The 18029-nt window shown below is 62.5% G+C and carries 19 protein-coding genes; 5 read left to right on the plus strand and 14 right to left on the minus strand.

Annotated elements, in window-relative coordinates; all coding sequences use genetic code 11:
* Positions 1 to 3 precede the first annotated feature (3 nt).
* Positions 4 to 1395, minus strand: coding sequence for a glycine--tRNA ligase (locus KYT97_RS25635; protein ID WP_033233186.1), 1392 nt, complete (start codon positions 1393 to 1395; stop codon positions 4 to 6).
* Between the two features lie 198 nt (positions 1396 to 1593).
* Here KYT97_RS25635 and KYT97_RS25640 point away from each other — a divergent pair, with 198 nt between their 5' ends.
* A complete protein-coding gene (locus KYT97_RS25640) occupies positions 1594 to 1977 on the plus strand; it encodes an ArsR/SmtB family transcription factor (RefSeq protein WP_033233027.1) in 384 nt (127 codons plus the stop codon).
* Positions 1974 to 2420: a Fur family transcriptional regulator gene (locus tag KYT97_RS25645; protein WP_230590059.1), complete on the plus strand. Its 447-nt coding sequence runs from the start codon at positions 1974 to 1976 to the stop codon at positions 2418 to 2420. Before KYT97_RS25640 ends, KYT97_RS25645 begins: the two co-directional genes overlap by 4 nt.
* Here the strand turns inward: KYT97_RS25645 and KYT97_RS25650 are convergent.
* The 6 genes from KYT97_RS25650 to KYT97_RS25675 all read right to left on the minus strand — a co-directional run bounded on the left by KYT97_RS25650 (position 2417) and on the right by KYT97_RS25675 (position 6488).
* Positions 2417 to 2854, minus strand: a complete 438-nt coding sequence (locus KYT97_RS25650; RefSeq protein ID WP_033233025.1) for a GNAT family N-acetyltransferase — start codon at positions 2852 to 2854, stop codon at positions 2417 to 2419. The two genes, KYT97_RS25645 and KYT97_RS25650, sit on opposite strands and share 4 nt — an antisense overlap.
* Before the next feature lie 33 nt (positions 2855 to 2887).
* Positions 2888 to 3307, minus strand: coding sequence for a YbjN domain-containing protein (locus KYT97_RS25655; protein WP_106939767.1), 420 nt, complete (start codon positions 3305 to 3307; stop codon positions 2888 to 2890).
* Positions 3304 to 4122, minus strand: a complete 819-nt coding sequence (locus tag KYT97_RS25660) for an isoprenyl transferase (RefSeq protein ID WP_092808653.1) — start codon at positions 4120 to 4122, stop codon at positions 3304 to 3306. The genes KYT97_RS25655 and KYT97_RS25660 overlap by 4 nt, the downstream gene beginning before the upstream one ends.
* The gene (gene recO, locus KYT97_RS25665; protein WP_033233019.1) at positions 4079 to 4894 is read right to left on the minus strand and encodes a DNA repair protein RecO; all 816 of its coding nucleotides are present in this window, start codon (positions 4892 to 4894) and stop codon (positions 4079 to 4081) included. Before recO ends, KYT97_RS25660 begins: the two co-directional genes overlap by 44 nt.
* Before the next feature lie 41 nt (positions 4895 to 4935).
* Entirely contained in the window at positions 4936 to 5925 is a 990-nt protein-coding gene (locus tag KYT97_RS25670; RefSeq protein WP_033233017.1) for an AurF N-oxygenase family protein, read from the minus strand.
* A gap of 164 nt (positions 5926 to 6089) precedes the next feature.
* Positions 6090 to 6488 (minus strand): nuclear transport factor 2 family protein, encoded by a 399-nt coding sequence (locus KYT97_RS25675; protein ID WP_033233015.1) that lies wholly within the window; start codon positions 6486 to 6488, stop codon positions 6090 to 6092.
* A 150-nt stretch (positions 6489 to 6638) separates the two neighbouring features.
* On the opposite strand from KYT97_RS25675, the gene KYT97_RS25680 reads away from it, so the two are divergent.
* On the plus strand, positions 6639 to 6917 hold the full coding sequence (locus tag KYT97_RS25680) for a DUF1876 domain-containing protein (protein WP_092808655.1): 279 nt from the start codon (positions 6639 to 6641) through the stop codon (positions 6915 to 6917).
* A gap of 17 nt (positions 6918 to 6934) precedes the next feature.
* On the opposite strand, the gene dinB is transcribed toward KYT97_RS25680, so the two are convergent.
* A complete protein-coding gene (dinB, locus tag KYT97_RS25685; RefSeq protein WP_095887778.1) occupies positions 6935 to 8155 on the minus strand; it encodes a DNA polymerase IV in 1221 nt (406 codons plus the stop codon).
* Positions 8156 to 8266: 111 nt separating this feature from the next.
* Here dinB and KYT97_RS25690 point away from each other — a divergent pair, with 111 nt between their 5' ends.
* Complete coding sequence (locus KYT97_RS25690) at positions 8267 to 9292, plus strand: zinc-dependent alcohol dehydrogenase family protein (protein WP_219113134.1); 1026 nt, start codon at positions 8267 to 8269, stop codon at positions 9290 to 9292.
* Positions 9289 to 10179: a universal stress protein gene (locus KYT97_RS25695; RefSeq protein WP_219110979.1), complete on the plus strand. Its 891-nt coding sequence runs from the start codon at positions 9289 to 9291 to the stop codon at positions 10177 to 10179. Before KYT97_RS25690 ends, KYT97_RS25695 begins: the two co-directional genes overlap by 4 nt.
* Before the next feature lie 35 nt (positions 10180 to 10214).
* On the opposite strand, the gene KYT97_RS25700 is transcribed toward KYT97_RS25695, so the two are convergent.
* The 6 genes from KYT97_RS25700 to kdpF form a co-directional block, all read right to left on the minus strand.
* On the minus strand, positions 10215 to 10895 hold the full coding sequence (locus tag KYT97_RS25700) for a response regulator (RefSeq protein ID WP_033233006.1): 681 nt from the start codon (positions 10893 to 10895) through the stop codon (positions 10215 to 10217).
* A complete protein-coding gene (locus KYT97_RS25705) occupies positions 10892 to 13417 on the minus strand; it encodes a sensor histidine kinase (protein WP_095885924.1) in 2526 nt (841 codons plus the stop codon). Before KYT97_RS25705 ends, KYT97_RS25700 begins: the two co-directional genes overlap by 4 nt.
* 7 nt (positions 13418 to 13424) lie before the next feature.
* Complete coding sequence (locus tag KYT97_RS25710; protein WP_045067001.1) at positions 13425 to 14075, minus strand: potassium-transporting ATPase subunit C; 651 nt, start codon at positions 14073 to 14075, stop codon at positions 13425 to 13427.
* 6 nt (positions 14076 to 14081) lie between these two features.
* Positions 14082 to 16079 (minus strand): potassium-transporting ATPase subunit KdpB, encoded by a 1998-nt coding sequence (gene kdpB / locus KYT97_RS25715; protein ID WP_245006183.1) that lies wholly within the window; start codon positions 16077 to 16079, stop codon positions 14082 to 14084.
* A gap of 113 nt (positions 16080 to 16192) precedes the next feature.
* Positions 16193 to 17878 carry a potassium-transporting ATPase subunit KdpA gene (gene kdpA / locus KYT97_RS25720; protein ID WP_219110982.1) on the minus strand — a complete coding sequence of 562 codons (1686 nt, stop codon included), beginning with the start codon at positions 17876 to 17878 and terminating at the stop codon, positions 16193 to 16195.
* A complete protein-coding gene (gene kdpF / locus KYT97_RS25725; protein WP_033232997.1) occupies positions 17878 to 17976 on the minus strand; it encodes a K(+)-transporting ATPase subunit F in 99 nt (32 codons plus the stop codon). Before kdpF ends, kdpA begins: the two co-directional genes overlap by 1 nt.
* Positions 17977 to 18029: the final 53 nt, after the last annotated feature.

Raw genomic sequence — 18029 nt, forward strand, 5'->3', positions numbered from 1 at the left:
GGCTTAAGAACCGATCAGTCGCGTCGCAAGGTAGCTCTCGACCTGATCGAGTGCGACGCGTTCCTGAGCCATGGAGTCACGCTCGCGAACGGTGACTGCCTGGTCTTCGAGGGTGTCGAAGTCGACCGTGATGCAGAACGGGGTGCCGATCTCGTCCTGACGACGGTAGCGGCGGCCGATGGCGCCGGCGTCGTCGAATTCGACGTTCCAGTTCTGACGCAGTTGCGCTGCAAGATCTTTTGCCTTTGGCGTGAGATCCGCATTGCGCGAGAGCGGCAGGACAGCGGCCTTGACCGGAGCGAGACGACGATCCAGGCGCAGCACCGTGCGCTTGTCGACGCCGCCCTTGGCGTTGGGGGCTTCGTCCTCGGTGTACGCGTCGACGAGGAAGGCCATGAGCGAACGGGTTAGACCTGCGGCCGGCTCGATGACGTACGGCGTGTAGCGCTCGCCGGTTGTCTGGTCGAAGTAGTTCAGCTCGGTGCCCGAGTGCTTGGAGTGCGTCGAGAGGTCGAAGTCGGTGCGGTTCGCGATGCCCTCGAGCTCACCCCATTCGCTGCCCTGGAAGTGGAAGCGGTACTCGATGTCCGTGGTGCCCTTGGAGTAGTGCGAGAGCTTTTCCTTCGCGTGCTCGTACAGGCGCAGGTTGTCCTTGTTGATGCCGAGGCCGGTGTACCAGTCCATGCGGTAGTCGATCCAGTACTTGTGCCACGCGTCGTCCTCGCCGGGCTTGACGAAGAATTCCATCTCCATCTGCTCGAACTCGCGGGTGCGGAAGATGAAGTTGCCTGGGGTGATCTCGTTGCGGAAGCTCTTGCCGATCTGGCCGATGCCGAACGGCGGCTTCTTACGCGACGTGGTCAGCACGTTGGCGAAGTTCACGAAGATGCCCTGCGCGGTTTCGGGACGCAGGTAGTGCATGCCCTCTTCGCTCTCGACGGGGCCGAGGTACGTCTTGAGCATCATGTTGAAGTCGCGCGGTTCGGTCCACTGGCCGACGGTGCCGCAGTCGGGGCACCCGATGAGGTCCATCGTGACGTCGTCCGGGTTGTCGAGCTTCTTCTTCTCCGCGTACGCCTCCTGCAGGTGATCCTGACGGTGACGCTTGTGACAGTTGAGGCACTCTACGAGCGGGTCGTTGAAGACGCCGACGTGTCCGGATGCAACCCAAACCTCGCGGGGCAAAATCACCGAGGAGTCGAGGCCGACAACGTCCTCGCGGCTGGTGACCATGTTCCGCCACCACTGACGCTTGATGTTCTCCTTGAGCTCGACACCCAATGGGCCGTAGTCCCATGCGGACTTGGTGCCTCCGTAGATCTCACCGCACGGGTAGACCAGGCCTCGCCGCTTGGCGAGATTGACGACGGCTTCGATCTTGGACTTGGGTGCCACTGGATTGCTCTCCATCTGGGTAATAGATGCACGGTTTTCCTGCGCTTTTTGCATGTCCAGACTAACCGGCCCCGGAAGTGGACTTCGCGCCACGGTTGACATGCGTACTTGTGCATATCAAAATGAATGTGATTTGCAATAGTGTGGTCTTATGGCTACGCAGGAACGTTGTGACACATCCCTCGAAGGAGCCTCGCTGTGAGCATTGCGGATACCGGCGATCTCCACAACCACCATGATCACGACGCGCTCGATCACACACATGACCCGTTCGAACCCGTCCCACCAGCCGTGGTTCCACCCAAGGAAACTCTGGCTGCGGCCGGTGAGATCCTGCGAGCGCTCGCCGCACCTGTCCGCATCGCGATCGTGCTCCAACTCCACCAGTCGCAGCGGTGCGTCCACGAACTTGTCGGCGCCCTCGGCGTCACCCAACCGCTCATCAGCCAGCACCTTCGTGTCCTGAAGGCTGCGGGCGTCGTGCGTGGCGAACGCCACGGACGCGAAGTTCTCTATCGACTGGCCGACGACCATCTGGCCCACATAGTCGTGGACGCTGTCGCCCACGCAGAAGAAGGATGATCACCACCAACATGAACACCACCGGTCAGTCTGCATTCAAGCGCAGCGCCACTGTCGGCATTCGATCGACCAAACAGCGCAGCGCGATCTCCGCACTGCTCGACGACATCGGCGAGTTCAAGTCGGCGCAAGAGCTGCACGACGAACTGCGCAAGCGTGGTGAAGCCATCGGCCTGACCACCGTCTACCGAACCCTGCAGACCCTCGCCGACGCCGGAACCATCGACGTCCTGCGCACCGACACCGGTGAATCCGTCTATCGCCGTTGCTCTTCCGGCCACCATCACCACCTCGTGTGCCGCAATTGCGGCTACACCGTGGAGGTGGAAGGCGCGATGGTCGAGCAGTGGTCACAGACCATCGCCGACGACAACGGTTTCACCGACGTCAGTCACACCGTCGAAATTTTTGGTACCTGCCGCGATTGCGCGGCCGCGACTTAATCAGCCAGCGAAAACCGAAGCAGATTGGATTCGCGCGGCTCGAAACCGAGTTTCCGGTAGAGCTGATTCGCGGCTACCCGCGAGCTCCTCGAGGTCAGATCCACAGTGCGGGCACCGAGCTCCTCGGCGCGAGCGAGGGCTGCTGTGGTCAGCGCGGATCCGACCTGTCGGCCTTGAGCCGCCCCGTCGACCACAACGTCCTCGATCCAGGCGCGGTAGCCGGTCGGGGTCGGAAAGACGACCAGGGTCAGCGTTCCGACGATACGACCGTCGAGCCTGGCCACGAAAAGTGTGTTCGTGGGGCAGGCCACAACCTTCTCGAGCGACGCCGCGGTGACTGGTGGCGCCGACTTCGACAGCTGCGGAATGAGTCTCGCGCAGGCTTCAACCAGCTCGTCGGTGACTTCGCAGGCCTTGTGGATCTCGAGCGTCATGGACTACTCCTCGAAGAATCGGTGCGTTCAGGTTTAAGGAAGTAGTCCCTGTCGAGCCGTATCGGCTCCCGTGAGCGCCAGGAGCAGCATCGTAGTGAGCGCTTCGTCTTCCAGTCCCGCTGCCGGGAACGTGTACCGCAGAATGACATCTGCGAGACTGCCGTGCCCGAACACCGCGATGGATCCGAACTGGATGGTGCGGTTGCGCTCGGCTACCTTGCGGTGCAGCGCGGCGCTGACCGGACGGTCCCACGCCAGCACGCACGTCATCGACAGAACGTCGAGGCCTTCGGAGAGGTTCATCGCCTGAACCGAGCACAATGCGCCGGCGTACTGGAAACCCAGTGAACCGTCGTCGGCCACGTCGACGGTCACAAAATGTGCCAGCGCTTCGGCGGCACGCTCTTGCAGTCGTGCGGCGTTGTCGGTCTCGGTCATATTTTCACCTGTCATTTCACTCCACCAAATCGGCGGTCGCGTGAGGCATATTCGACACACGCGGCCCACAGGTCACGACGGTCGAAATCGGGAAACAGCTTCTCCTGGTACACCATTTCGGCGTACGCGGACTGCCAGATCAAGAAATTGGACGTACGCTGCTCCCCTGAGGGGCGCAGGAACAGGTCGACGTCCGGCATGTCGGGTTCGTCGAGGTACTTCGCAACGGTGGCCTCGGTGATCTTGTCTGGATTGATCTCGCCGGCAGCCACCCGCTTGGCGATTTCCTTGACCGCGTCGGCAATTTCGGCGCGCCCACCGTAGTTGACGCACATCGTCAGGTTCATCACCGTGTTGTTCTTGGTGAGCTCTTCGGCGATCTCGAGTTCCTTGATGACACTCGCCCACAATCGTGGCTTCCGGCCCGCCCAGCGAACACGCACGCCCATCTCGTTCATCTCGTCGCGTCGACGACGAATCACGTCACGGTTGAAGCCCATGAGGAAACGCACCTCGTCGGGGCTGCGCTTCCAGTTCTCGGTGGAGAAGGCATACGCGGAAAGCCACTCGACGCCCATCTCGATGCACCCGCACACCGTGTCCATCAGTACGGCTTCGCCGCGCTCGTGACCGGCTGTGCGCGGCAAACCGCGCTCCTGAGCCCAGCGTCCGTTGCCGTCCATCACCAGCGCAACATGGCGCGGGATCAATTCGGTTTGCAGGATCGGCGGTTTTGCTCCGGACGGGTGTGGGTCCGGTGGCCGGATCACCCGATCTGCAGCAGAATCAAGCGGGGTGCGCGGTTCGCGTCGTCGAATCACGCGTTCCATCCTGCCCCACCGCCGCAGCGCCCTCGACCGCCGCATGCGGCCTTGACCGTTCGATGAGCGGTAGCGTGCGCAATTGCCGCTCCAGATGCCACTGCAAATGCGCTGCGACCAGGCCACTTGCCTGAGTGCGTAGTGAGGTCGGCGCCACGTCGGTACCTTCCCACTCCCCCCGCAGCAACGCTTCCATCAGATCAAGGACACCGGGCGACGGAGTCGCAGATCCGGGTGGGCGACAGTACGTACAGACCGCCCCGCCGGCCGCGACGTGGAAAGCGCGGTGCGGGCCGGGAGACGAACACTTGGCACATTCCCCGAGTGCGGGCGCCCAACCCGCGTAACCCATGGCCCGGAGAAGAAAAGCGTCGAGAACAAATTCGACGGGACGGCCCTGCTCGGCGATAGCCCGCAGGGCGCCGACAGTGAGCCGCTGAAGTTGCGGCGCCGGTGCACGTTCTTCGCCGGCCAGTCGTTCCGCGGTTTCGAGTACCGCGCAGGCCGTGGTGTACCGGCTGTAATCGTCGACGATGTCGGTGGCAAAGGCGTCCACCGTCTGGACCTGCGTGATGATGTCCAGATTTTTACCCGGCAGGAGTTGGACGTCGACATGCGCAAACGGTTCGAGCCGCGCACCGAACTTGGAGGTAGTTCTGCGGACACCCTTGGCCACGGCACGCACCAACCCGAATTGACGGGTGAGCAACGTGACGATGTGGTCGGCTTCCCCCAGCTTATGCAGGCGCAGCACCACCGCCGTGTCTCGATACAACCTCACCGAACAAGTGTCCCACGCGGCACCGACGGTTTATACGACCGCTAGCGACGGGATTTTGTCCAACGCCTCGGTTCACCGCGATACCGGGCCCTGTCGCCGGCGATTCCGAACTTCTTCCAAGCCCGCCGCGAGACTGGATTCATCAGCCCCAACTCGTCTGCCAATGCGCGCATTTCACCGAAGTAGTTACCCAGGATTCGGCGCGACGTAGGACTGTCCCAAAATGCTTCCCGGATCACCGAGTCGGGAATGTCGAACTTTTCCGCAAACTCCTTCGGCGGTGCCATGATTTCGCCGGACAGCCAACGCATCGCGCCGGGGAAGGCGACAGACGTCATCGCACGGCCGAATGGACTCAGTCTCGGAACATGCGTGCGCAGGAAATCATGCGCGAAGGAAATGTGCCTGGCCTCTTCCGCGATGTGAATCTCCATGGTGCGCAACATCACCGGGACGGTGTCCTTGCCTTCGCGGATGAGATCCTTCTGGAAGTGATCGATCGGTTCCTCACCGGCGAGGATGCCGATGAAGAAGATGACCGGGAACCTAGCGCCCAGCAAGCCGACATACGGAGACATTCGGCGAAACAGCGGGCGCATCCCCGGAACGTCGACGCCAACCCGATTGACGAATTCCTGGAACATCTGAATGTGATTGCACTCTTCGGTCATCTCGTGCAGGCAATACCGAAACTCCGGGGATTGGTTCGGCAGCGCCATGATGTAGTCCATCATTCCGCGAATCAGGATGCTCTCGAACGCCGAACCCACCTTGGTGACATTGGCCTGGCGCCATTTCCCCATCGCGATGCGACGCCCGAGGGACTGCTCCTGATACCAACTCGTGGCACCGAGCGGATCGGATATCGACGACAGCACCCACCGGGGGTCGTCGGGATCGATCGCGTATTCCGGTGCGTCCCAATCGATGTCGAGATAGGGGTCGAACCTCCTGTGCACCGAGCCGTCGGACAGCGTCGCCAGCAACTCGCGGTACGACTGGTCCATGGTGATCGATGTCGACCTGGCCATCGGTGTCTCCTCACAGTGCCTGTAACTCGATGTGGCTCAACTTAGTGCTACGACGAGTCTCACACAACCCCTATGGCGTCGACGCGGTAAGCGAGCATGGTTTCTGTGCAGTGAACACGCACTCCAGCAGGCCGAAACAGCTGCTCACTACACACAAACCGTGCTCACTTCAGCTCATTCATCGCCTCTTCCCGAATGCGCGGAAACTGCTCACCCATGGCGGCAGCAAGGGCGTTGGCACCTGACAGCGGCCGGACCATCACCGTGAACTCGTCGATCAGCCCGTCGTCGTCGAAATGCAGAAAGTCGCAACCGTTTACGAGCTTGCCGTCCACTGTTGCCTCGAAGACCAAGGCATGATCGCGCCCATCTGCCGACTCGATCTCGCGCACATACCGGAAATCCTCGAACACCCGCATCACACCGCGCAGGATCGACGCCGTGATCGCCTTGCCGGGATACGGCATGAAGGCAACAGGACTGGTGAAGACCACGTTGTCGGCGAGCAGCGCCTCCATGGCGTCGGTATCGCGCGCTTCGACAGCACTTCGGAAGGACTTCATGGTGACTCCTCGTCATGGGGTTGTTCGGCGGCCAAGTAATCATGCGCGCTGCGACGCCCACCCACGCAGCAATCGAAGACCGTCCTTCAGCCCTATCGCACGCGTCACTCGACCGAGGACAATGGAACGTACGCCGAAGGGGGTCACATCATGAACGAAAAGCACTGGTCGGTGGATATCACCATCGACGAACACACATCCGACACGGCAAACCGAACTCGCGCGATTGCCCGACTGCGGGCGCAGGAAGACACGCACTTCGCAGGAGCTGGTTTCGCGCGCTGCAATCCCGCCGACCGAGACGTACCCGAGATCGGTGACGAACTTGCGGTCGCGCGCGCTTTGGCCGACCTTTCTCGTCAATTGATCGAGGCCACAACTTCTGATCTCGCAAGCGCTACGCACGAAACAATTCGGCTGACGTCCTGACGCTGCTGCGCGAGCGGCTAGTCAGGGAGCAGCGGCACCGAAACGTCGGGATCGCGGCCGATGAGCACTGCCCGCGTGAGCGCCCCCGAGCCGAACTTCTTCCGCACACTGTCCATCGCGGAGTCGAGGGCAGCGGTATCCGGCCCGCCGTCGAAGGACAGTTCCAATTGCTCCGCGCCGCTTCGGTCCAGATTGGATACGGCAACACCGATCAGCGTGATGCCTTTGTCGGCGATGAGTGGCGCCGCATCGCTCAGCAGCGCCATCGCCGCATTCAACAGATCCGTGGTTTCGGCCGTCGAACGGCGCAGCGTGTGGGAACGAGTTGCGCGCGTGAAATCGCCGAAACGCAGCCGGAGTGTGACGGTGCGGCCGGTTTGTTGCGCGGAGCGCATGCGGCGCGACACCCGATCGACCAGCGACATCAACGACACCTCGAGTTCGGATCGTGAGTGCACACCTCGACCTAATGCGTGCTGAGCGCCCATCGAGCTTCGGCCGCCGTACGCACGCACCGGCCGCGGATCCCGGTTGTGCGAGAGCGCGTACAGGTGTCGGCCGGCGCCGCGACCCAGAATCGACACGATGGACGACTCGTCATGCCGCGCGATGTCCCCCACCGTCGCGATGTCGAAATTCCGCAGCTTCTGCGCCGTGATCTTGCCGACGCCCCACAGCCTTTCCACGGGCAGCGGATGCAGGAATTCACGCTCACCGTCCGGTGGCACCAGCAGCAATCCGTCGGGTTTGGCATAGGCACTGGCGACCTTTGCCAGGAACTTCGTGCGGGCAATGCCGACGGTGATGGGGAGGCCAACCTGCTCGGCCACGTCTCGTCTGAGGTTGGCGCCGATCTGGAGTGGAGTGCCGACAATGCGTGCCAGTCCCCCGACTTCCAGGAAGGCTTCGTCGATCGAGATCCCCTCTACCAGCGGCGATGTGTCATGAAAGACCTCGAATACGTCCTTGCTCGCCTGTGAGTACGCGTCCATGCGCGGCGGAACGACAATTGCCTGCGGACACAACGTACGCGCCTGACCACCACTCATTGCGGTCCGGACCCCGAATGCTTTGGCCTCGTAGCTGGCCGCCAGCACCACACCCCCGCCCACGATGACGGGTCGCCCGATCAAACCAGGATCGTCTCGCTGTTCGACGGAGGCGTAGAACGAGTCGAGATCGGCATGCAGGATCGTGGCGCCACCGGACCGGTGATCGCCGCGAGCATCTGACGACATCGACACGAACAGATGTTCGCACAGGCCACCGACACACTTCGCCCTCTTCCACGGGGAAGCGCTGAGGCGCACGATTAAGTGGTGAACGACATCCCCGGAACTTCGACGCCAATGGCCTCGTGGCAGGTACACCAGCCTGGGCCGGTCCGAACGCACCCATTAGTCGAGGTACAACAATCGCGGCCGGTGCCTACCTCGGGCGAATTACTGGTCCGGGTTCTCGCCTGCGGAGTGTGTCGAACCGATCTGCATATTGCCGAAGGCGAACTGCCCGTACATCGCGCAAACGTGGTTCCCGGCCACGAAATTGTCGGTGTGGTCGAAGAGGTCGGTACGGCGGTCGAGGACTTCTCCCCTGGCGATCGCGTCGGAATTCCGTGGCTGCATTCCACGTGCGGCGAGTGCGAGTACTGCTTGCGCGGCCGGGAGAACCTGTGCCCGAACTCCACGTACACGGGCTGGGACATCGACGGCGGCTACGCCGAATATGCCGTGGCGACAGCCGAATTCGCGTTGCGCTTGCCCGATGGGTACAGCAATGCCGAAACCGCACTGCTGCTGTGCGCCGGCATCATCGGATTTCGGGCACTTCAGCGCGCCGAGGTCCCCGATGGTGGGCGACTGGGGATTTACGGTTTCGGCGGGAGCGCACACATTGCCGCGCAAGTCGCGATTGCGCGGGGCGCAGAAGTCCACGTCATGACGCGCAGCGAATCGGCGCGCGCACTGGCCTCGCAGCTCGGCGCGGCCTCGGTGCAGGGTAGCCGCGACCGTCCACCCACTCCGCTGGATTCAGCCATCCTCTTTGCTCCCGCCGGAGATCTGGTTCCGACTGCACTCACCGCGCTGAACCGTGGCGGAATCCTGTCGATCGCCGGGATACACCTCTCCGACATACCGAGCCTGAACTATCGGCACCACTTGTTCTACGAGCGCGAAATTCGTTCGGTCACCGCAAACACACGGCGCGATGCTCGGGAGTTCCTCGCGTTTGCCGGCGAGCACCACCTCGAAATCACCGCCAACACGTATCCGCTGGCCGATGCGAATCGGGCCTTGGTCGACCTGGCCGAGGACCGAATTACCGGCGCTGCCGTCTTACTGCCTCAACGTGTCGACTCAGGAGGACGAGCATGAATGCACCAATTGTCGTGGGAGTGGACGGTTCGACGCGCTCGTTGGACGCGGTTCGCTGGGCGTCGCACGAGGCAGTTCTCCGCCGGCGGCCTCTTCATATTGTTGCCGCGATCCGCGGCGAACCGAGCACGTACGGAAACGCTTTCACTCTCGGTGCGCCGCAGTTTGCCGCGAAGCGTCGGGAAGGAAAACTCCGACTGTCCCGTGGCCGAGCGGCGGCGCTGCCTGCAACAGGTGACGGCCCGGTTGTCACCGAGCACCTCGGTTTCGGGCACCCGGTCGACATTTTGCTCGAACAATCAGCGGACTCCGCAATGCTGGTCGTAGGCTCGCGTGGCCTCGGCCGTTGGGCTGACGGGATTCTCGGTTCTGTCAGTACAGCGATTGTCCTGCATGCCCGGTGTCCGGTGGCCGTGATCCGAGAACTACCTTCGGAGGACGAACCGGCGAGAGGCCGTCCCGTTGTTGTCGGCGTCGACGGCAGCGAACACAGCGAACCTGCACTGGCCCAAGCCTTCGAAACAGCGTCGCTGCACGGCGTCGAACTTGTTGCCGTCCACGCTTGGAGCGATTCTCACCTGTCCACAGCATTCCGCACCGATCCCGACGGCGAGTCTCTCGACTGGGATGCCGTCGCTATTGCCGAGCACGCAGTTCTCGCCGAACGGCTTGCCGGATGGAAGGACCAGTATCCCGACGTCGTCGTTCGTCGAGTTGTGGTGCACGACAACCCTGCTCAAGAGCTGATCACCGAGTCGAAGTCTGCGCAATTGGTTGTTGTCGGCCGACGGGGACGCGGCGGTTTCAAGTCCATGTTGCTGGGCTCGACAAGTCGAAACCTCTTACACCGAGCGCTGTGTCCACTCCTGATCGTCACGCACCCCTGAGCCGACACCACCCGAATTCTCACACCACCGAGCTCTCACACCACGAAGCGGTAACCCATCCCCGCTTCCGTGATCAGGTGCTTGGGGTGAGCCGGGTCGTCTTCGAGTTTGCGACGCAGTTGAGCCAGATAGACCCGCAGGTAGTGGGTCTCGGTGTCGTAGGCCGGTCCCCACACCTCACGGAGAAGTTCCTTCTGCCCGACCAACTTTCCGCGGTTGCGCACCAGCATCTCGAGCATTCCCCACTCGGTGGGCGTCAGATGTACCTGCTCGCCGCGCCGACTGACCGTCTTCGCCGACAAATCGACGGTGAACGAGGCCGTCTCCACCGACGGTTCCGACGTGTCGGTTGCCGATACTCCTCGTCGCGCCGCCGCGCGCACCCTCGCCAGGAATTCGTCCATCCCGAACGGCTTGGTGACGTAATCGTCCGCACCGGCATCCAACGCTTCGACCTTGTCTGCCGAGTCGGTGCGTGCCGACAACACGATGACCGGCGCGGTACACCAGCCACGCAGTCCGGCAAGCACTTCGGTGCCGTCCATGTCCGGCAGACCGAGGTCGAGAATCACCACGTCCGGCGGCCGTTCCGCTGCAGCGCGCAGCGCCCCTGCACCGGTGGACGCCGTCACCACGTCGTATCCACGCACAGTGAGGTTGATGCGTAGTGCCCGCAAGATCTGCGGTTCGTCGTCGACAACCAGTATCCGGCTCATGACTCGCTTCCATTCGTTCCTGCACCGGCCAGTTCGACCATCATCGTCAACCCACCGCCCGGAGTGTCGGTGGCACTGACCGTTCCGCCCATCGCGTCGACAAATCCGCGAACCACGGACAGTCCGAGCCCGACGCCGCCCGTGTTGTCGCGATCCCCCATTCGCTGAAACGGCTGGAACATCGATTCGGCTTCGCCGCGGGGTACACCGGGGCCGGTATCTGCGACGGTGATGACGGTACGGTCTCCGACGCGTGCTGCTCCCACCCGCACCGGAGTTCTGCCGCCGTACCGCAAAGCGTTGTCCACGAGGTTGGCAATCACTCTCTCGAGCAAACCCTGATCGGCTTGCACGGCAACAGTACCCACGTCGACGATCACACTGTGGGATCGGGAGTCCGACCTGCCGCCGATGCCCAATCCGAGCAGCGCCCGGTGAACAACTTCGTCGAGGTATACCGCCCGCAACGTCGGCTTGACCACTCCCGCAGCCAGTCTGGACGAATCAAGCAGGTTGCCGACCAGAGCGGTCAACTGATCCGCAGACTCCTCGATGGTGGCCAGTAGTTCTGCCGTGTCCTCGGGTGAGAACTCGATGTCGTCGCTGCGCAAGCTCGACACAGCAGCCTTGACGCCGGCAAGAGGTGTCCGAAGGTCATGGCTCACAGCCGAAAGCAACGCTCGGCGCAGTTGATCGGCCTCGGTCAGTGCTGCCGCTTTGCTCGCTTCGACCGTGAGCTTGTCCTGACGGATCATGCCGACCGCCTGGTGCGCAACAACGGTCAGCACCCGTCGATCACGCGCACTCAGCTCCGGCCCCGATAGCAGTAGCGCGTATTCGCCGTCGTTGACCTCGCACACGGTATCCGCGTCAGCCTCACGTGCCGGCGGTTCGGCGCCCACCGCAGCGACTACGCCGTCCTCATGATGCACCACCGAAACCCCACGTTGACGGTAGATTTCGCGAGCTTTCTCGAGCAGCGTGGACAGGTCAGCGCCGCGGAGAACCGACCCCGCAAACAGTGTCAGAAGTTCCGCTTCCTCCGAAGCGCGCTTCGCTTCCCGCGCTTTTTTGGCGGCCGCATCCACCAGAACAGCCACTGCCACAGCCACTATCAGCAGAACGACCGTCGTGATGAAGTTGTCGGGTTCGGCAATCGTGAAGCTGTATTTGGGGTCGGTGAAGAAGTAATTGAGCAGTAGTCCCGATATCAGAGCAGACACCATGGCCGGCCCAACACCACCGAGTAGCGCGACCAGAACCACCACCACGAAGAACAACGCGTTTTCGCCCTGCACACCGGAGATCCGGTCGATCAAACCCATGAGTCCGGCTGCGGCCGTCGGAACCACCACTGCCGCAATCCACGACAGCAGGCGTCGCTCGGATCGGCCGAACAAAGAGATCCGACGGCGGACGGTCGCTTCCTCGTGGGTGACCATGTGCACGTCGATGCCGCCGGACTGCTGAACGACCGCCGCGCCGATCCCCTCGTCGAGAATTCGGGCCAACCGCGACCGCCGCGACGTCCCCAAGACCAACTGCGTGGCGTTCTCCTCACGCGCGAACTCGAGGAGCGTCGACGGTACGTCGTCGCCGACCACGGTGTGCAGTGTTGCGCCCACCCCGGTTGCCAGTGCGCGCACCTTTCCCATCTCCGGTGCCGAGACACCGGTGAGGCCGTCGCCGCGAACGACGTGCACCACCATGAGTTCGGCACTCGACTTGGAGGCGATCCGAGAAGCGCGTCGTACCAGGGTTTCCGACTCCGGTCCCCCGGTCACCGCAACGACAACGCGTTCGCGCGCTTCCCAGGTGTCGGTGATCTTGTTCTCGGCCCGGTACTTCGCCAGCGCCGCATCCACCTGATCGGCTACCCACAGAAGCGCCAACTCGCGTAGCGCGGTGAGGTTTCCGCGCCGGAAGTAGTTTCCGAGGGCCGCGTCGACTCGTTCGGGGGCATAGACGTTTCCGTGGGACAGTCTGCGTCGCAATGCTTCCGGAGTGATGTCGACCAACTCGACCTGCGCCGCACCGCGCACAATTTCATCCGGAACCGTTTCCTGCTGTGTGACCCCCGTGATGTGCGCGACTACGTCGTTGAGGCTTTCGAGGTGTTGCACGTTGACGGTCGAGAGGACGTCGATTCCGGCGTCCAACAACTCCTGCACGTCCTGCCACCGCTTGTGATTCTTACTTCCCGGTGTGTTGGTGTGCGCCAATTCGTCCACCAACACCAAGGCGGGGCGACGAGCCAGCACCGCCTCGACATCAAGTTCCGGCATCCGTGTGCCCCGATATTCGACCAGCTTGGGCGCGATGATCTCGAGGTCGCCGATCTGCTCGGCGGTGCGGGCGCGGCCGTGTGATTCCACAACGGCCGCGACCACATCAGTTCCACGGGCCCGGCGGCGATGAGCCTCACCGAGCATCGCAAAGGTCTTTCCGACGCCTGGCGCTGCGCCGAGGTAGATGCGCAGTTCACCTCGTTTGCGCGTACCGACCTTCTCAGAAGAACTCACGTGACAATCATCCACCAGCAGTCGACGTGGCACACGTAGGCGCCGTCAATCCGAGAGCAAGATTCAGTTCGAGGACGTTGACGCGCTCCTCACCGAGGAAGCCCAACTGCCGCCCGTCGGTGTGCTCGCTCACCAATTCCCGTACCGCGTCTTCGGATATCCCGTTGGTCGAGGCAACCCGGGGCACCTGCAGCAGCGCGTAAGCCGGGCTGATGTGCGGATCGATGCCCGAGCCCGAACCGGTGACGGCGTCGACGGGGACGGACGACGGGTCTACACCCTCGCGATCCGCGATGGCGGCCCGACGCTCGGCGATGAAGTCGGCAAGAATCTCACTGCTAGGCCCCTGGTTCAAGGGCAACGCAGCGGCGGGATCACCCGTTGCAAAGGGGTCCTCGTCCGCAACCGAACCCACAACCCGGTTGTGGAAGAACGGGTCGCGCGCTCCCTCCGGCACCTGCGGATCGACGCCTACCCAAGCACTTCCGACTACGCACCCGGCCGCATCGGTCACTGGTGACCCTTCAGCGGAACCGGAACTGATCCGGCCGACTCCCCAGACCGCGGCGGGATAGATCACGCCGAGAATCACGGTGAGCGACAGCAGCACCAGAAGGCCCGCCCATACCTGTTTGGCAAAACCGATAGTGAAACGCATGACAGGTCACCCAATCCCGGGAATCAAACGAACAACAAGATCGATCAGCCAGATACCGACGAACGGCGTGATCACACCGCCGAGTCCGTACACCAGCAGATTTCGGCCGAGCAGCGCCGACGCCGTCGACGGCCGGTATCGAACGCCCTTCAGGGACAGTGGAATCAGCGCGATGATGACGAGCGCATTGAAGATCACGGCCGAGACGATTGCCGACTCGGGAGTGGCCAGTCGCATGATGTTCAGCGCATCCAACTGCGGGTAGATACCACTGAACAGAGCCGGCAGAATCGCAAAGTACTTCGCGAGGTCGTTTGCCAGCGAGAACGTGGTCAACGCGCCGCGAGTGATGAGCAACTGCTTGCCGATCTCGACGATCTCGATCAACTTGGTGGGATCGGAATCAAGATCCACCATGTTCCCGGCCTCTTTGGCCGCCGAGGTACCGGTGTTCATCGCGACGCCGACGTCCGATTGCGCCAGTGCGGGAGCGTCATTGGTACCGTCGCCGGTCATCGCCACGAGGCGACCACCCTCCTGTTCCTTTCGGATCAGGGCAAGCTTGTCTTCCGGCGTCGCTTCCGCCATGAAGTCGTCCACACCAGCTTCGTCCGCAATGGCCTTGGCGGTCAACGGATTGTCTCCGGTGATCATGATCGTGCGGATTCCCATGGCGCGCAGTTCCGCAAACCGCTCTGCCATACCGGGCTTGACGACGTCCGAGAGTGCGATGACGCCCAGAACCGACGCTTTCTCACCCTCTGCCACAGCCACAACAAGTGGTGTACCGCCCGCCTGGGCTATCTCGCCCACGGAATCGGTGACGGCAACATCGACTGTTCCGCCGTTTCGCGCAATCCAGCCCAGGACGGCATCGGCCGCGCCTTTGCGGATCTCGCGACCAGGCAGGTCCAGTCCACTCATACGCGTCTGCGCTGTGAACGGAACGAACTCTGCCCGGTTCTCGTCCGCTGTCGGTTCGGTTCCCAGGCCGAACTGTGCGGCGCACAGTTCGACAATGCTGCGCCCCTCGGGAGTTCCGTCCGCAAGGCTCGACAACCGCGCTGCGGCAGCAAGTTCGAGCGCCGAGACACCCGGAGCGGGATGCAGCGCCGTGGCCCGGCGATTACCGAAGGTGATGGTTCCGGTCTTGTCCATCAACAGTGTGTCGATATCCCCGGCAGCTTCGACGGCGCGTCCCGACATCGCAAGCACGTTGCGCTGCACCAGACGATCCATCCCGGCGATGCCGATAGCGGACAGCAGTGCGCCGATCGTAGTCGGGATCAGGCACACCAGAAGGGCGATCAATTTGATCGGATCCTGCTCGTGGCCGGCGTACAACCCCATCGGACCGATTGCAACGACCGCGAGCAGGAAGATCACCGTGAGCGACGCAAGCAGGATGTTGAGCGCAATCTCGTTCGGTGTCTTCTGACGCGAAGCGCCCTCGACCAACGCAATCATCCGGTCCACAAACGACTGGCCGGGTGCCGCCGTGATCTCCACGACGATGCGGTCGGAGAGTACCGTCGTACCACCGGTGACGGCGCACCGGTCACCGCCCGATTCGCGGACCACCGGCGCGGATTCGCCGGTGATGGCGGACTCGTCGACGGACGCGATGCCTTCGACGACATCGCCGTCGCCCGGTATGACCTCACCCGCCACCACGATCACCCGGTCGCCGACAACGAGGTCGGTACCGGACACCATCTCGATGGCACCACTCTGCGTGATGCGATGGGCAGTAGTGTCCTGCTTCACCTTTCGCAGACTGGCGGCCTGCGCCTTACCGCGCCCCTCGGCCACGGATTCGGCGAGGTTGGCAAAGATCACCGTGAACCAGAGCCACAGTGTGATCACCCAGGAGAAGACGGACGGTTCGGCAATCGCCATGACCGTCGTGATGACGGAGCCGACAAACACTACGAACATCACCGGATTGCGGGCGAGATGCCGCGGGTCGAGCTTGCGTACGGCGCCCGGTAGTGCAGTGATCATCTGCCGCGGGTTGAACGCGCCGGCCTTGACGTGGTGGGAATGGACGGCGCCGTCGACGCTGTCCACCGCCACAGGTTTTTCTTCGGTATTGAGGGTCGCTTCGGTATTCATGGTCATTGGAGCGCCTCCGCGATAGGGCCCAGTGCGAGGGCCGGGAAGAATGTGAGTGCGGCAACCAACACAACGGTGCCGGTGAGGAGTCCGGTGAACATCGGCCCCGACGTGGGCAGGGTACCGACGGTGGGCGCCACCTTCTTCTGCGACGCCAATGATCCGGCCAATGCGAGCACAAAGATGATGGGCAGGAAGCGGCCGAACAGCATGGCGATACCGAGCGAGGACTGGAACCAGTCGCTCGTGACGGTCAAACCGCCGAATGCGCTGCCGTTGTTGTTCGACGCCGACGCGAAGGCGTACAGCACTTCACTGAAGCCGTGGATGGACCCCGGCGAACCCGGATCTCCGCCGTTTCCTTGATATCCCAAGGTCGACCCGAGAATCACTGTGATGCCGGTGCCGATCAACACCAGCGCAGGCATCACCAGAATCGAGAGCGCTGCCAGGGTGATTTCACGTCGGCCGAGTTTCTTACCGAGGTACTCGGGCGTGCGGCCAACCAGGAGTCCGCCGACAAACACCGCGATCAGCGCGAGGACCAAGATGCCGTACAGACCGGTTCCGACTCCGCCGGGAGCGATTTCTCCGAGCAGCATGTTGAGTAGGACCGCACCGCCGCCCAAGGGAGACATACTGTCGTGTGCGGAGTTGACTGCGCCGGTGGATGTTCCGGTGGTGCTCACCGCGAACAATGCCGATCCGGGAATCCCGAAGCGAACTTCCTTACCTTCCATCATCGAACCTGCTGCGCTTGCGGCGACACCGCGGGCACCGGATTCAGCGGCCAATGTGACGGCCAGCAATCCGCTCCACAACAGACCCATCACAGCGAGCAGCGTCAGCCCTTGACGGCGGTCACTGACCATCGTTCCGAAAGTCCTTGTCAGACACACCGGAATCAGCAGTATCGCCAGAATCTCGACGATGTTGCTGAGCGGCGTCGGATTCTCGAACGGATGGGCGGAGTTAGCAGCAAGGATTCCGCCGCCGTTGGTTCCGAGTTCCTTGATCGCTTCCTGCGACGCCACCGGTGCGAGGGCATTGGTGACGGCATTTCCGTCGAGACCCGTCGACGCAAATCCGCTGTGGAACGACTGAATCACGCCCTGACTCAACAGGATCAGTGCGATCACAAACGAGAACGGCAACAGGATACGAAGGCATCCTCGCGTGAGGTCTACCCAGAAGTTCCCGATCTCACCGCCCCTCGCTACTCGGACGAAGCCGCGAACGAGCGCAATCGCCACCGCCATACCTACAGCTGCCGATACGAAGTTCTGAACAGCCAAACCCAACGGCTGAACGACATTGCTCATCGTCGTTTCCGGAGTGTATGACTGCCAGTTCGTATTGGCCACAAAGGAAATCGCCGTATTGAACGCCACCGCCGGGCTCACCCCTGACAGCCCGTCACTGAGCGGCAATACACCCTGTATCCGCTGAAGGAAGTAGAGCAGCAACGCACTCGCGAGCGAGAATCCCAGCACACTGGCGGCGTAGCCGTACCACGTCTGCTCAGCCCGTGAATCGATCCGGCCGACTCGGTAGATGACGCTCTCCACCCGCAGATCACGGGTCGAGGTGTACACCCGAGCCATGTAATCGCCGACCGGAACGTACGCGATCGCCAACACAATCAGAACAAACGCAATCTGCAGTCCGGCTGCCAGAGCGGGCGACATCAGAACCTCTCAGGATCTACGAGCGCAACAAGGAGATAAACAACCAGAGCCGCGGCCACGGCAATCAGCACGACGCTGACAACACCGGCGACCGTCATTTGGGAGCGCTCGCTTGTAAGGCGCGAAGAACCAGTGCGCACACGAGAAAACC

The sequence above is a fragment of the Rhodococcus globerulus genome (assembly GCF_019334125.1).
Lineage (GTDB): Bacteria > Actinomycetota > Actinomycetes > Mycobacteriales > Mycobacteriaceae > Rhodococcus_F > Rhodococcus_F globerula.

Coding starts and splice junctions, on each gene's coding strand:
- KYT97_RS25645 (WP_230590059.1), top strand. CDS start 1,974: ATGATCACCACCAACATGAACACCACCGGTCAGTCTGCATTCAAGCGC.
- KYT97_RS25650 (WP_033233025.1), bottom strand. CDS start 2,854: ATGACGCTCGAGATCCACAAGGCCTGCGAAGTCACCGACGAGCTGGTT.
- KYT97_RS25655 (WP_106939767.1), bottom strand. CDS start 3,307: ATGACAGGTGAAAATATGACCGAGACCGACAACGCCGCACGACTGCAA.
- KYT97_RS25660 (WP_092808653.1), bottom strand. CDS start 4,122: ATGGAACGCGTGATTCGACGACGCGAACCGCGCACCCCGCTTGATTCT.
- KYT97_RS25670 (WP_033233017.1), bottom strand. CDS start 5,925: ATGGCCAGGTCGACATCGATCACCATGGACCAGTCGTACCGCGAGTTG.
- KYT97_RS25675 (WP_033233015.1), bottom strand. CDS start 6,488: ATGAAGTCCTTCCGAAGTGCTGTCGAAGCGCGCGATACCGACGCCATG.
- KYT97_RS25680 (WP_092808655.1), top strand. CDS start 6,639: ATGAACGAAAAGCACTGGTCGGTGGATATCACCATCGACGAACACACA.
- dinB (WP_095887778.1), bottom strand. CDS start 8,155: ATGTCGTCAGATGCTCGCGGCGATCACCGGTCCGGTGGCGCCACGATC.
- KYT97_RS25690 (WP_219113134.1), top strand. CDS start 8,267: ATGGCCTCGTGGCAGGTACACCAGCCTGGGCCGGTCCGAACGCACCCA.
- KYT97_RS25695 (WP_219110979.1), top strand. CDS start 9,289: ATGAATGCACCAATTGTCGTGGGAGTGGACGGTTCGACGCGCTCGTTG.
- KYT97_RS25700 (WP_033233006.1), bottom strand. CDS start 10,895: ATGAGCCGGATACTGGTTGTCGACGACGAACCGCAGATCTTGCGGGCA.
- KYT97_RS25710 (WP_045067001.1), bottom strand. CDS start 14,075: ATGCGTTTCACTATCGGTTTTGCCAAACAGGTATGGGCGGGCCTTCTG.
- kdpB (WP_245006183.1), bottom strand. CDS start 16,079: ATGATCACTGCACTACCGGGCGCCGTACGCAAGCTCGACCCGCGGCAT.
- kdpA (WP_219110982.1), bottom strand. CDS start 17,878: ATGTCGCCCGCTCTGGCAGCCGGACTGCAGATTGCGTTTGTTCTGATT.
- kdpF (WP_033232997.1), bottom strand. CDS start 17,976: ATGACGGTCGCCGGTGTTGTCAGCGTCGTGCTGATTGCCGTGGCCGCG.